This window comes from Acinetobacter sp. YH12152 (genome assembly GCF_013418285.1).
Taxonomy (GTDB): domain Bacteria; phylum Pseudomonadota; class Gammaproteobacteria; order Pseudomonadales; family Moraxellaceae; genus Acinetobacter; species Acinetobacter amyesii.
Genome location: NZ_VPCH01000045.1, coordinates 1 through 13,145, shown reverse-complemented (window position 1 = coordinate 13,145; position 13,145 = coordinate 1). Strand labels below are relative to the sequence as shown.

At 40.5% G+C, this 13,145-nt stretch carries 12 protein-coding genes; 8 read left to right on the top strand and 4 right to left on the bottom strand.

What is annotated here, in order from left to right:
* Window positions 1-155: 155 nt before the first annotated feature.
* A complete protein-coding gene (gene alaS, locus FTU83_RS13330; protein ID WP_180106853.1) occupies window positions 156-2,849 on the bottom strand; it encodes an alanine--tRNA ligase in 2,694 nt (897 codons plus the stop codon).
* 314 nt (window positions 2,850-3,163) lie between these two features.
* A complete protein-coding gene (locus tag FTU83_RS13325; RefSeq protein ID WP_180009413.1) occupies window positions 3,164-3,979 on the bottom strand; it encodes a hypothetical protein in 816 nt (271 codons plus the stop codon).
* 175 nt (window positions 3,980-4,154) lie between these two features.
* On the opposite strand from FTU83_RS13325, the gene FTU83_RS13320 reads away from it, so the two are divergent.
* Together FTU83_RS13320 and FTU83_RS13315 are read left to right on the top strand one after the other, a co-directional pair.
* Window positions 4,155-5,183, top strand: a complete 1,029-nt coding sequence (locus tag FTU83_RS13320) for a type I glyceraldehyde-3-phosphate dehydrogenase (RefSeq protein WP_180020863.1) — start codon at window positions 4,155-4,157, stop codon at window positions 5,181-5,183.
* A gap of 200 nt (window positions 5,184-5,383) precedes the next feature.
* Window positions 5,384-5,686, top strand: a complete 303-nt coding sequence (locus FTU83_RS13315) for a hypothetical protein (protein WP_078189224.1) — start codon at window positions 5,384-5,386, stop codon at window positions 5,684-5,686.
* Window positions 5,687-5,844: 158 nt separating this feature from the next.
* On the opposite strand, the gene FTU83_RS13310 is transcribed toward FTU83_RS13315, so the two are convergent.
* Both FTU83_RS13310 and FTU83_RS13305 read right to left on the bottom strand, forming a co-directional pair.
* A complete protein-coding gene (locus FTU83_RS13310) occupies window positions 5,845-6,144 on the bottom strand; it encodes an AzlD family protein (RefSeq protein ID WP_180003989.1) in 300 nt (99 codons plus the stop codon).
* The gene (locus tag FTU83_RS13305; protein WP_180074064.1) at window positions 6,141-6,887 is read right to left on the bottom strand and encodes an AzlC family ABC transporter permease; all 747 of its coding nucleotides are present in this window, start codon (window positions 6,885-6,887) and stop codon (window positions 6,141-6,143) included. Before FTU83_RS13305 ends, FTU83_RS13310 begins: the two co-directional genes overlap by 4 nt.
* A 142-nt stretch (window positions 6,888-7,029) precedes the next feature.
* Here FTU83_RS13305 and FTU83_RS13300 point away from each other — a divergent pair, with 142 nt between their 5' ends.
* From FTU83_RS13300 to FTU83_RS13275, 6 genes are all read left to right on the top strand, one after another.
* On the top strand, window positions 7,030-7,485 hold the full coding sequence (locus tag FTU83_RS13300) for an Lrp/AsnC family transcriptional regulator (protein ID WP_180106851.1): 456 nt from the start codon (window positions 7,030-7,032) through the stop codon (window positions 7,483-7,485).
* Window positions 7,486-7,806: 321 nt separating this feature from the next.
* A complete protein-coding gene (locus FTU83_RS13295) occupies window positions 7,807-8,973 on the top strand; it encodes an ATP phosphoribosyltransferase regulatory subunit (RefSeq protein ID WP_168379351.1) in 1,167 nt (388 codons plus the stop codon).
* Between the two features lie 66 nt (window positions 8,974-9,039).
* Window positions 9,040-10,362, top strand: a complete 1,323-nt coding sequence (locus tag FTU83_RS13290) for an adenylosuccinate synthase (RefSeq protein WP_180106849.1) — start codon at window positions 9,040-9,042, stop codon at window positions 10,360-10,362.
* 514 nt (window positions 10,363-10,876) lie between these two features.
* Window positions 10,877-11,680, top strand: a complete 804-nt coding sequence (locus FTU83_RS13285; RefSeq protein ID WP_078194387.1) for a M48 family metallopeptidase — start codon at window positions 10,877-10,879, stop codon at window positions 11,678-11,680.
* Between the two features lie 97 nt (window positions 11,681-11,777).
* Window positions 11,778-12,086 carry a hypothetical protein gene (locus FTU83_RS13280; RefSeq protein ID WP_180059773.1) on the top strand — a complete coding sequence of 103 codons (309 nt, stop codon included), beginning with the start codon at window positions 11,778-11,780 and terminating at the stop codon, window positions 12,084-12,086.
* Between the two features lie 112 nt (window positions 12,087-12,198).
* Window positions 12,199-12,978 (top strand): M48 family metallopeptidase, encoded by a 780-nt coding sequence (locus FTU83_RS13275; RefSeq protein WP_078194384.1) that lies wholly within the window; start codon window positions 12,199-12,201, stop codon window positions 12,976-12,978.
* The last annotated feature ends 167 nt before the right edge of the window (window positions 12,979-13,145 follow it).

Below are 13,145 nucleotides of genomic sequence, written 5' to 3'. Positions count from 1 at the left end.
CCAGAGGTTGAATATTGGTTTCAACATGATGATTGAGTTTGCGCTTTCACGCATCAACAGTGTTTAAGCAGGATCCAGCATTAAAAAACACACTGCTTAAACCTGTTGATTTGCTCAAAGGAGGTGAGTCACTTTGAGCTATAGGACTTTTGGTCTTATTTTGCAGCTAACCATGCAACGAGGTCAGTCATTACTGCTTCAAGTTTGTCGCTATAAGGCGCACCACCTTGAGCCATATCAGGTTTACCACCACCTTTACCACCAAGCTCTTGACCAAGGTGTTTGATGATGTCACCTGCTTTTACAGCAGCAGTGTATTCTTTAGCAACCGAAGCAATCAGGCTCACTTTGTCGGCATCAACCGCTGCGATCACGATCACAGCATTGTCTAACTTAGATTTCACACCATCGTGCAAGTTGCGAAGTGATTTCGCATCTACACCTTGAACGGTAGTGATTAATGTTTTGCGGCCAGCAATCTCTTGAACTTGACTCAATAACTCAGCGGCTTGGAAGCTTGCTAATTTTTGGTTCAATTGTTCAATTTGTTTTTGCAGGCTAGACGCAGTGTGAGATAAAGCTTCAACTTTTTCTAAAGTTTGATCTTTTTGCGCTTTCAGCAAGTCATTAATTGCATGAATGTCACGATCAGCTTTTTGCGCAGCTTCAACAGCTTTAGTGCCTGTAACGGCTTCAATACGGCGTACGCCTGCAGCAACACCGCCTTCAGAAGTGATCTTGAATAGGCCGATGTTGCCTGTGCGTTTTACGTGAATACCACCACAAAGCTCGATAGAGAAATTTTTCTCATCTTTGGTTGTACCCATTGAAAGTACACGTACTTCGTCACCGTATTTCTCACCGAATAACATCATTGCGCCTTTTTCTTTAGCAGCATCGATGTCTAAAAGTTCAGTTGAAACAGCCGTATTGGCAATCACTTCGGCATTGACAATGCGTTCAATTTCTTGAAGCTGTTCAAATGAAACAGGTTGGTCATTAGCAAAGTCAAAACGTAAAAGTTCGCTTGCAACCAATGAACCTTTTTGCTGTACGTGCGTACCTAAAACTTGGCGCAGCGCTGCATGTAATAGGTGAGTTGCAGAGTGGTTGCGTGAAGTTGCTTCACGGATATCCGCTTTAACAATAGCCTCAACTGCTTGAGCTGCTTTTAAGTTACCCATGGTCACGATGCCTTGGTGTACAAAAGCGCCGCCTGATTTTTTGGTGTCTTGAACTTCAAAAATACCAGTTTCGTTTTTGAAGATACCTGTATCGCCAACTTGACCGCCACTTTCTGCATAGAAAGGTGTTTGGTTGAGAACGATCAGCGCTTCGTCACCTTCAAAAACTTCATCAACTTGTTCGCCGTCTTTGTAGATTGCAACAATTTGACCTTGGCCTTGAGTTGCGTCATAGCCGTCAAATTGAGTCTCGCCTTCAACTTTCACAATTGAGTTGTAGTCGACAGCAAATTTACCAGCATCACGTGCACGTTGACGTTGAGCCGCCATTTCGACTTCGAAACCAGCTTCGTCAATGGTTAAATCACGTTCACGTGCAATGTCTGCTGTTAAGTCAGTCGGGAAGCCGTAAGTATCGTAAAGTTTAAATACAGTTTCGCCTGGAATCACTGAACCTTTAAGTTGAGCTAATTCGCCTTCAAGCAATTTCAAACCTTGCTCTAAAGTTTTTGCGAATTGTTCTTCTTCTTTCAAAAGCTGAGCTTCGATACGTGCTTGCTGTGCAGCAAGCTCAGGATAAGCAGCGCCCATCACGTTGATGAGTGGTTGCAACATTTTATGGAAGAATGAACCTGTTGCACCCAATTTGTTACCATGACGTACTGCACGACGGATAATACGGCGAAGTACATAGCCACGGCCTTCGTTTGAGGGATTCACACCGTCAGCAATCAAGAAGCAGCAAGAACGTGCATGGTCAGCCACAACTTTAAGTGAAGCAGGGTATTCAACTGGTTTGTTTTCTGCTTGTGCTTTTGCTTCAAGTTCAGTGGTATCTAAACCAATGATTTCAGCAGCAGCTTTAAGTAGGTTTTGGAATAGGTCAATTTCGTAGTTTGAGTTTACATGCTGTAAAACTGCAGAAATACGCTCAAGGCCCATACCTGTATCTACAGAAGGTGCAGGAAGGGCATGCAGAACACCATCAGCAGTACGGTTGAACTGCATGAATACGTTGTTCCAAATTTCGATGAAACGATCGCCATCTTCTTCAGGAGTGCCCGGTAAGCCGCCCCAAATGTGGTCACCATGGTCAAAGAAGATTTCAGAACATGGACCGCAAGGACCTGTATCGCCCATTGCCCAAAAGTTATCTGAAGCGTATTTTTCGCCTTTGTTGTCACCAATACGGATAATGCGTGAAGCGTCTAGACCAATTTCTTTGTTCCAGATATCAAATGCTTCGTCATCTGTATGGTAAACAGTGGCATAAAGTTTATCTTTTGGCAGACCTAACCATTTTTCGTTGGTTAAGAAATCCCAAGCAAATGTGATGGCATCACGTTTGAAGTAGTCACCAAATGAGAAGTTACCCAACATTTCAAAGAACGTGTGGTGACGTGCTGTATAACCAACGTTGTCTAAGTCGTTGTGTTTACCGCCGGCACGGACACATTTTTGTGAAGAAGTTGCACGAACGTAGTCACGTTTTTCAAGACCAAGGAAGCAGTCTTTAAACTGGTTCATACCAGCATTTGTGAACAATAGTGTTGGGTCGTTGGCAGGTACCAGAGAACTCGACGCGACACGTGTATGCCCTTGCGATTCAAAGTAGCTTAAAAAAGCTTCGCGAATTTCAGCTGATGTCATAAAACGAGTACTCACAACCAAGTCTCTCCTAATTTCGATTTGGTAATAGCATATCAAGCAAGTCTTACAAAATTTTAAAGCTGGCTTGAGATGCTGACATAAAATTTAAAAACGCTAAATTATAACGGAAAAAGGTGTAGCGACCAATGATTTTCAATGAACTATATGACTTTTTATATAATTCATTTGAATTGATTCATTTTCATTATGGTTGTGAAAATTTTGGCAGTTTTTACTCAATGGTACTTTGGTTTATTTATAAATTTAAGATGAAATTTTACTTAAATCCTAAACGCATTTTCAAATTTTAAAGGCGTGAATTAATCAGCTTATAAGTCAGGATCTGTCTTTTTTATGTGTTGAATGGGGTATTCCTTGCCATTAAATTTGAGCTGATAACGACCTTGGTCATGTTCAGCGGACGCTTTGCAGTTTTTGTGATTGTAATGGCTGCTAATGCTCGACTCTTTGATTAAGAAAATAGGGAAGCCCTTATGGGTTTGATTGCTGATGTGTAAGGTGCGCTTCAATTCTTCAGTATTCCAGTCATCACAAGCACTTTGTGTACTGCTGTTGTAGTTGGTCATTAGTCCATTTAAGACAGCTAAAATTTTTGAATCAGTTTGAATGGCATAAAGGTAAAGCAATCGTCTTGATGAATGAATACCGCCTATGTGCGATTGTTTTAAAGCAATACCCACCAAGTCCTGATCTTTTGCATAGGGAGTGAGATCAAATTGAACATTATCTAAACGTGTCGTAGGCACAATGCCTTTAGGTGACTTAAATACTTTTAGTACTTGAAATGTGCCTTTATCTATAAGATAAAGCTTTAGATCATAATTGCCCGCATTGTCCTGAATCACGTCAGTCGCATTACTAGAAAGGGCTAATAATCGACGACTATGCTGAAGTTGAATGCAGTCCTGAAATACAGGTTCATTGGCATTGGAGGAATTATCGTCTGAGAATAGGCGTTGTAATTTTTGTATCTCCGCTGATGAACAGTGTTGATATATTTGCGCTGTAGTCTCGGTTGAACCTAATAAAAATATCAAAAATATTGAGATGGAAGCGTAAAAGAGCTTTGTAGGTTTAAGCTTTTGCCAGAACAAATAAAATGGTTGTAGTGTTTGCTTCATCATTGTGATTTATAGTCTATAGAATATTTTTCTTCATTATAAAGTCGAAAAGCTATTTTGAATATTTTCACTCAACACCCATTTTAATAAGTATTAAGAGAATTAATGATTACGAATTATTGTTGAAATCCTTTAATATATAAGCGCTTTATAACTGTTTCAAAATGAAGGGTAAGTCATGCAGCGAGTGGCAATTAATGGATTTGGTCGAATCGGACGCAATGTATTACGCGCTTGGTTTGAAAATCCAAAAGAATTTCATTATGAAATTGTTGCCATAAATGATGTCGCTGATGTGGAAACCATGGTGCATTTGTTTAAATATGACACCACGCATGGTCGTTTTGCAGGCCAAGTCGAAATTCTTGAACAAGATGGCGCTATTTTTCTAGATATCTCTTGTGCTCAAGCGCATCTCAAAGTGCAAGTTTTAAATGAAGCACAGCCGAGTCTTTTGCCTTGGCAGCAACTGAATGTCGATGTGGTACTCGAATGCACAGGTTTATTTAGATCGCGAGAGGCAGCCACACAACATATTGGTGCAGGTGCCAAACGTGTGATTATTGGTGCGGCGCCGTTTGACAGTGTTGATGCTGCGATTGTGTATGGTGTTAATCATCATGAAGTCAAAGCGACGGATCAAATTATTTCGAGTGTGTCGTGTACCACGCAGGCTTTGGTGCCTTTAGTCAAAATTATTGATGATGCCTTTGTTATAGACACAGCACTCATGACAGAAATTCATGCTGTGACTGCGGATCAGTCTGTATTGGATCATGCACATCGTGACTTACGTCGTGCACGAGCTTCGGGTCAAAATATTATTCCAACGACGTCTTCAGCTCTAGGGGCATTGAAACGGGTCATGCCGAAAATGGAAGATCGAATCGATGGCTATTCGATTCGTGTGCCGACTATCAATGTTGCTGCAATCGATTTAAGTTTTGTGTCTCAATCAGTTATCACCAAGCATGAGTTAAATGCAGTGTTAAGCAAAGCTGCACGTTTTGATTATCATGAAATTATGTCAGTAACCGATGAGCCCTTGGTCTCAAGTGATTTTAATCATTCACCTTATTCATTGATTGTCGATTTGAATCAAACCATGGTGGTAGGAAAACAAGCAAAAGTTTTCGCATGGTATGACAATGAATGGGGCTATGCGAACCGCTTGCTCGATTTATGTGAAAGTTTTCACTCTTTATAAAAATTCAAACTTATCCAATATAGAAAACATCTACTAGCTTGTAGGTGTTTTTTTATTTTCTAAAATTAGATGAAAAATCATGCGTAATCTCGTTGATGTATCTCGAAAATATTGAAAAACTTTAAAAAATATTCAAGCACAGCCGATTTATTGTTTAAGATGAAAGTCAAAGAAATATATAAAGAGTATTGAGCATGATGTTGATGTTACTTTGGGGATTTATTTTATTATTGGCGCTGGCGGTTATATTTTTAATTTGGCTACAGTTTAATCGTGACGTATCGCAATCTACCGCGCATGAAACCTTGCCACTCGAGGAAAAAGTGGTGCATCTAGAAGCCAACCTGAAAAAGACCTTGGAAATTATGCAAGACCTTGCAAAGAAAATGCATATCCAGCAAGAAGTATTAGATCAAACCACTCACAAATTACAGCAAGTTGAATTGCAAAATGCAGAGTTGGTGAACCTTTTGGCAAAAGTGGTCAAAACCGATCAAAGCTAATCGAAAGATAAAGAAGACTGCCCATAGCTCGATATCTGCATGAAGCATGTAATCTCAAGGTATGGGTATTTTTTTATCCAATAAGATGATTCTCAATATTTATTGTCATTGGGTTCAAATCGTAGTTCACGCGTTTTTCAACATATGATCGTATGGGACTAAATCAAAATTTGTCTTAACACGGCTGCTGAAAGCATGCTAATCACAACGGTAGGCAATAATGAAAAACGTGATGCTGCAAATAGGGTAATGGCCATCACGATCAAATCAGCAGGATTATCTTTAACAAAATAAGGCGCGATCACTGAGATCAACACACAGCCGGGAACAACTTCCATAATTTGACGTTGTTTGTTGGTGAGGCTACGGTTTTTCAGTAACACATAACCCAAGATACGGGTCAGGTAAGTGGTTAAGGCAATAAATAGAATCGCGATCAGGGTGCTAGAGTGGATCATACATCATCTCCAATTAGGAAAAATGCAGAAGCAATACCCGTAACTGCGCCAATCGGAACATACCAGCCCGCAGGGAGATACAAATAAGCCAGAGATGCGGCAATCAAACTGACCAGCCATGGACGCGCCGCTTTAAAGCCTTTCCACATGCCACGTAGTAAAACAAGAAATACAGCAGGGAAGGCCATATCAAAACCAAGTCGACTAATATCGCCAAGTATCGGTCCGATCATTGCTCCTAAAGTGGTAAAGCCGACCCACATCAAATATAGAGCACAGCATAAGCCTGCATAGAACATTAAACTAAAGGCGCGCTGAATTCCCAAAGCATTAGATTTTTTTTGCGCATCGGCCAAACCTACGGCCCAACTTTCATCGCACATAAAAAATAAAGCGGTATAAACCGTGCGATTCGGGAGATGTCGTAAATACGGGACAAGGCTCGCCCCCATTAATAGGTGCCGACTATTCACTAAAAACGTAATAAACATCAGCATGAGAATATTAGGGGGATTGGTCCAAACTTGCAAAATGGCAAATTCAGAACCACCTGCAAAGTTAAGACCAGTCAAAAGCGGAACTTCTAAACTAGAAAAGCCTTTATGTGTTGCCTGAGCACCCAGAACTAATGCAAAAGGAATAATGCCCAGCAGCATTGGAATAGATGTTTTTAGACCTCGTTTAAACTCAATAGAATGCTGTGAATGGGTATGATTGAGTGTACTTTGTCTAAACATCAACATGACGTTTTCCATGAAGCGAGATCGAAAGCAATATTTTATGGATATCTGAGCAGCATTTGGCAGCTGTTTTGTGAAAGATTGCTTTTATTGTGCAATGAAATTGCTAAAATAAAGATTATTGTGAAATTTAGTGCCTTTATTGATGGATCAGATAGATAAACGCATTTTGCAAGCATTACAGCAAAATGGAAAACTACAAAATAATGAATTGGCCCAACTAGTTGGTTTATCACCTTCGCCGTGTTTGAGACGGGTTAAGCAACTAGAAGATGAAGGCTATATTGAGAAATATGTGGCTTTACTGAATCAGTCAAAATTGAATTTAAGTTTAACGGTATTTGCGCGGATTTGGCTAAAAGGTCAAGATGCAAAAACCGTGAATGATTTTGTCGCAGCGATTCAAACGATGCCTGAGGTGATTGAATGTCAACTCATGGCAGGAGATTGTGACTTTTTCTTACGTATCGTCGTGGCAGATTTAGAAGCCTATCGAAAGTTTCAGATTCATCATTTAACGCAGATCGCCAGTGTGCAAAATGTAAAAACAGAGATATCGTTACAGGCTGTTAAACAAACTACAGCGCTTCCTTTGGATTGATGCTCTAGTCTTAAATGAAGTTATTGAGCCTGATCATATTTATAACTTTGTTTAAAACTTCATCTATAGAAAGTAGGATGCTTATTATTTTTTATCAAATGGTTAAAAAAATAACGTTCACAGGATTTTAAAATAGAAGCATAAACATGGATTTAGTTGTAAAAGTTAAAGCTGTTGATGAAGTAATGAATGCTGAAGCATCTTTTATGAAAAAGTCGTGTGCAAGCGTAAAACTATCGTGCTAAACTAGGAGAAATCGGGTGTGCTCCCGATTTTTTTATGCGGATTTGTTCCGCGCTGACAAGAATTTAGGTTTACAACATGCCCATTTCAGAGACATGGTTATTACCTGATGGTGTAGCTGATGTACTGCCAGAACAGGCGCAAGTGATTGAATCTTTGCGTCGTGAAGCATTAGATTTCCTCGCATCTCGAGGTTATCAGTTGGTGTACACGCCATTCATTGAATACATCGAATCTCTATCTTCTCTTTCAGAATCGAATCAAGATTTAGACTTAGCCACTTTTAAAGTGATCGACCAACTTTCAGGTCGTTTGCTTGGTGTGCGTGCCGATATGACACCACAAGTGGCTCGTATTGATGCGCATGTACATCCTGTCGAAGGTGTAGCTCGTTATTGCTACGCTGGTACAGTACTACATACTAAGCCACAGGGTTTTAATACCACACGTGCACCTTTACAGTTAGGTGCAGAATTATTTGGTTCAGACAGCATTGATGCTGACGTTGAACTGATTGATGTCATGATCAACTTGCTTGCTAAAGCAGGTCATGCAGATGGTATCCATCTTGATTTAGGGCATGTCGGTTTATTCCGCAGCATGGTGAAACAAGCTGGCTTGAGCAAAGCGGTTGAACGTCAGTTATCTGACTTGTATCAACGTAAAGCACTACCTGAACTTGCTGAATTCACACAAAGCATTCCAAATGGTGCTGACTTCTATACATTAGGTCGTTTTGCAAGTGACTTAGATGCATTGCAAGCCAATTTAACGGCTGATGTATTGGCAAATGAAGCATTTAAACTGGCTTTTGATGCAGTGAAATCGACTCAAGCGGCAATCCAAGCCCGTTGGCCAGACTTACACATTGGTATCGATGTCGTTGAACTTCGTTCATATCACTATCACACTGGTTTAATGTATGCCGTATATGCACCAAACCGCGCTGCGCCATTGGCTCAAGGTGGCCGTTATGACGGTATTGGTGAACACTTCGGCCGTGCGCGTCCAGCAACAGGTTTCTCTTGTGACTTATATGCATTAACTGCTGGTCAAGTTCAGAAAAATCAAGTTTTGGTTGCTCCAAAAGGCATCGAAGCAGATTTATTAAAGGCAATTGAAGCAGCACGTACCGAAGGGTTCAGTGTGGTTCAATTGTTAGGTAATGATGATTTAAGCTCGGCTCCGTATGCAACGCACCAACTGGTGAATGCAAATGGCGAGTGGACAATCAAACAAATTTAATCGCGGATGTGCCTGCGGGCACGCACGTTTTTTCCAATTTTAACAGCATGATGCAATGAGGCTATTATGGGCAAGAATGTTGTGGTACTTGGTACCCAATGGGGCGACGAAGGTAAAGGTAAGATCGTCGACCTGCTCACAGATCAAGCGGCTGCGGTAGTTCGCTATCAAGGCGGACACAACGCAGGTCATACACTTGTGGTTGGTGGTAAGAAAACTGTATTACACCTCATTCCATCTGGTATTTTACGTGACAACGTATTGTGCTTAATTGGTAATGGTGTTGTTTTATCACCTGAAGCTTTAATCCACGAAATGGAAGTTTTAGAAAAAGAAGGCGTGCCCGTACGTGAACGTCTACGTATTTCTCCAAACTGTCCATTGATCCTTCCACACCATATCGCACTTGACCAAGCACGTGAGAAAAAACGTGGCAATGCGAAAATTGGTACAACAGGTCGTGGTATCGGTCCTGCATACGAAGACAAAGTGGCTCGTCGTGCAATCCGTGTTGCTGACTTGGTTCGTGGTGGTGCTCATCTTAAAGCTCAACTAGAAGAGCTTCTTGAATACCATAACTTCCAATTGACTCAATTCTTCGGTGTTGAAGCCGTTAAAGTTGAAGATGTGATCGCTCTATGTGACGAATGGCGTAGAGTCATCGAACCTATGGTGATGGACGTTACTGGCGAACTTCATGCTTACCGTAAAGCAGGTAAGAAAATCATGTTTGAAGGTGCGCAAGGTTCACTTCTTGACGTTGACCACGGTACATATCCGTACGTTACTTCTTCAAATACGACTGCTGGTGGCGTAAGCTCAGGTTCAGGTCTTGGTCCATTACACCTTGACTATGTATTGGGTATTACTAAAGCGTACACAACTCGTGTAGGTGCTGGTCCGTTCCCAACTGAACTTGTTTATGATGCTGCGAACGATGTTGGTGATGCGATCGGTAAACACTTGGGTACAGTAGGTTCTGAGTTTGGTGCGTCTACTGGCCGTCAACGTCGTTGTGGTTGGTTCGATGCTGAAATTCTACGTCGTTCAGTAGAAGTAAACTCACTTTCTGGTATTTGCTTAACTAAACTAGACGTTCTAGATGGTTTAGAAGAAGTGAAAATCTGTGTAGGTTACGAAGCTTCTGATGCTGCAGGTTGTGTAGGTTCTTCTGATGCGCTTGCATTTGAAACTTTAAAACCAATCTACGAAACTATGCCAGGTTGGTCTGAGTCTACTTTCGGTGCGAAATCACTAGATCAATTGCCACAAAATGCAATTAACTACGTGAAACGTTTAGAGCAATTGATTGAATGTCCAATCGACATCATTTCAACTGGTCCAGACCGTGATGAAACAATCGTATTACGTCATCCATTCGACGCATAATGTGCTGTTGAATTAAGATGTCAAAAGCCTCGCGAAAGCGGGGCTTTTTTATATAGCGAAGAATAAAACTTCAAAAAACGACAGGTATTATTAGCTGATAATACGCAGTAACATCCAAAGTGCCATTTGATTCAAATAAAAGAATGATACGCGGTAAGGTCATCCGCAAGTGTTTGAGACAGGACTAGTTTTAATTGAAATGTTTTTGCAATACTGTGAATAATTTGACACTAGTGAACGAGTTTTGCGGATGACAATGGTTTTGGGTACTTTTGCCAAAACAAAAGTACCTCCAGCCGAAGGCTAATCCCTGTATTTAAACCCAAGATGTAAGACTCCGTTGAATATACTTAAAAGTATTTAAAAAATGTGAAATTATTTTTACGGGGTAACATCAGATATTAAATTTAAATAATGGAAAAATAAAGATTTTGAAAAAAATAAGCATAAAAATATTGAGTCAGTCAATTTTTTGTATATATTTGACACTCTTTATAAATAACTAGAGATCATGATGAATTATAAAAAATCTTTGGCATGCTTTGCCGTAGCAGCTTCTTTATCAGGTTGTACCACGATTGCTGATCTTGCAGGTGCTGATTCTGCATCTTTGAACTTACAAGCAACACAGTCTTATAACGCAATGCTGAAAGACGCGCAGACCAAACAAGTGCTCGATACCAAGTCTGCGACTTATCAAAAAGTAAACCGTGTTTTCTGGAAAATGAAACCGTTTGCAGATCAGATGAATCAAACGGGTCAGGCTTTTGATTGGAAAGTTGCCGTGATCAAGTCTAAAGAAATCAATGCCTATGTCGCACCCGGTGGCAAAGTTGTTTTCTATACAGGAATCGTCGAAACACTCAAACTTACGGATGATGAAGTCGCTGCAATCATGGGTCACGAAATGGTTCATGCCTTAGAAGAACATGCAAAAAATAAAATTGGCGCTTCAGCACTAACCAATCTTGCGGTGAGTATCGGTTCACAATATGTAGGCAATGCTGCAGGCGGCTATGGTGCAACCTTGCTTGATTTGGGTAGTCAATTTGGTGTGGGCTTGCCGTATTCACGTAATTTGGAAAGCCGCGCAGACAAAGGTGGCCTAGTGATGATGGCAAAGGCTGGATACAATCCAGAAGCGGCGATTTCATTGTGGAAAAAAATGAATGCGAATGATAACAGTGGCAACGACGCACTGAGCAAATTTATGTCTACACACCCAAGCAATAATGACCGTATTGCTGCTATGCAAAAAATGATGCCAGAAGCACAGCAATATTATAAAAATGCGACACCTTCGAGTGTACGTCGTTAATATCGGCTGTTTTTAAGACTAAAGTTGCATTTTAGTTCGCTACACACTTTGTGTTGAGTTGCTAAAATGCAATTTAAATTAGGAAGAGAAGTGCAGGATGCAAAAGAATATTTCGACGACCATTTTTTATTCTTTATTATTTGCGATGGGGGGAGCACCTACCATTGCCATGATGATTATTCGTGCCCAAACTCAAGATCCTCAATTGATTTATCAAGCCCTAATTGGTTTGTCGGTGATTATTGCCTGTATTCTTGTACCTATAGTTTTGATACAAAATGCTGTCCTATTTTTTAAGCGAAAAAATGTGCAGTTAGAAGAAAAAATCAAGCCATTAATGCAAGTTTATTTAGGCTTGAATGTGGTTTGTTTAGTCTATTGGTTGGTTCTTCAATTTTCAGCTTAAAAAAATTACATAAATACTATTATAAGTCGCTATAACTTCGTTTTAAGCTCCAAACCATAAGAATATAATATCCATAAATTCACTTATATTTTAATGGTCTGGAGTATCCTTAATGAAAAAAATAATTCTAACGAGCCTGTGTATGGCCGGTGTAATGACGATTTCGGGCTGTGCGACAGTGGCAGATATGGCAGGAGCGGATACTGCCACATTGAACGCGCAAGCAACACAAAGTTATAACAAAATGGTGACAGATGCGCGTTCTAAAAATCAGCTCGATACCTCTTCGAGTACATATAAGCGCATTAATACTGTATTCCAAAAACTGCGTCCTTATGCAGACCAAATGAACCAAACGGGTCAAGCGTTCCAATGGCAATTGGCAGTCATGAAATCAGACCAAGTCAATGCCTTTGTCGCTCCAGGCGGTAAAGTTGTATTTTATACAGGTATCGTCAATAAACTGAATTTAACTGATGCAGAAATTGCGGCGGTTATGGGACATGAAATGGTCCATGCTCTTGAAGAACATGCAAAAAGTAAATTGGGTGCTCAAGCCTTAACGGATCTTGCGCTGAATATTGGTTTAAGTGCCGCAGGCAATAATGTCGGTCAATTGGGCACTGCTGCTGCGCAGTTAGGTAGTCAAATCGGTATAGGGTTACCGTATTCACGTTCTCTGGAAAGCCGTGCTGACCAAGGTGGTTTAATGTTAATGGCACGTGCAGGTTATAACCCACAAGCGGCGATTACACTTTGGGAAAAAATGAACAAGCTTGAAGGTGCGGGAGGTTCATCATTCCTGTCTACGCATCCATCAAACTCACAACGTATTGAAGCGATGCGTAAAAATCTACCTGCAGCGCAGCAGATTTATAACCAACGTCGTTAATTCATAAGAATTAATTATCCGTTTTAAAAAGCAGGCCGTGGCCACTGCTGTCCCATAGTTTGCTTTAAATAAAAAAACCTGAGTCCTAACAGTTAAAATATGAGTGCAAACAAACACTTTAACGACCAGGATTCAGGTTTTGTCACATCAGAATACCGTATTTCATG

Excerpts from the sequence above, each read along its gene's own strand:
- FTU83_RS13300 (WP_180106851.1), top strand. The coding sequence starts at position 7,030 with ATGGATCAGATAGATAAACGCATTTTGCAAGCATTACAGCAAAATGGA.
- FTU83_RS13275 (WP_078194384.1), top strand. The coding sequence starts at position 12,199 with ATGAAAAAAATAATTCTAACGAGCCTGTGTATGGCCGGTGTAATGACG.
- FTU83_RS13290 (WP_180106849.1), top strand. The coding sequence starts at position 9,040 with ATGGGCAAGAATGTTGTGGTACTTGGTACCCAATGGGGCGACGAAGGT.
- FTU83_RS13320 (WP_180020863.1), top strand. The coding sequence starts at position 4,155 with ATGCAGCGAGTGGCAATTAATGGATTTGGTCGAATCGGACGCAATGTA.
- FTU83_RS13305 (WP_180074064.1), bottom strand. The coding sequence starts at position 6,887 with ATGTTGATGTTTAGACAAAGTACACTCAATCATACCCATTCACAGCAT.
- FTU83_RS13310 (WP_180003989.1), bottom strand. The coding sequence starts at position 6,144 with ATGATCCACTCTAGCACCCTGATCGCGATTCTATTTATTGCCTTAACC.
- FTU83_RS13285 (WP_078194387.1), top strand. The coding sequence starts at position 10,877 with ATGAATTATAAAAAATCTTTGGCATGCTTTGCCGTAGCAGCTTCTTTA.
- FTU83_RS13325 (WP_180009413.1), bottom strand. The coding sequence starts at position 3,979 with ATGATGAAGCAAACACTACAACCATTTTATTTGTTCTGGCAAAAGCTT.
- FTU83_RS13280 (WP_180059773.1), top strand. The coding sequence starts at position 11,778 with ATGCAAAAGAATATTTCGACGACCATTTTTTATTCTTTATTATTTGCG.
- FTU83_RS13295 (WP_168379351.1), top strand. The coding sequence starts at position 7,807 with ATGCCCATTTCAGAGACATGGTTATTACCTGATGGTGTAGCTGATGTA.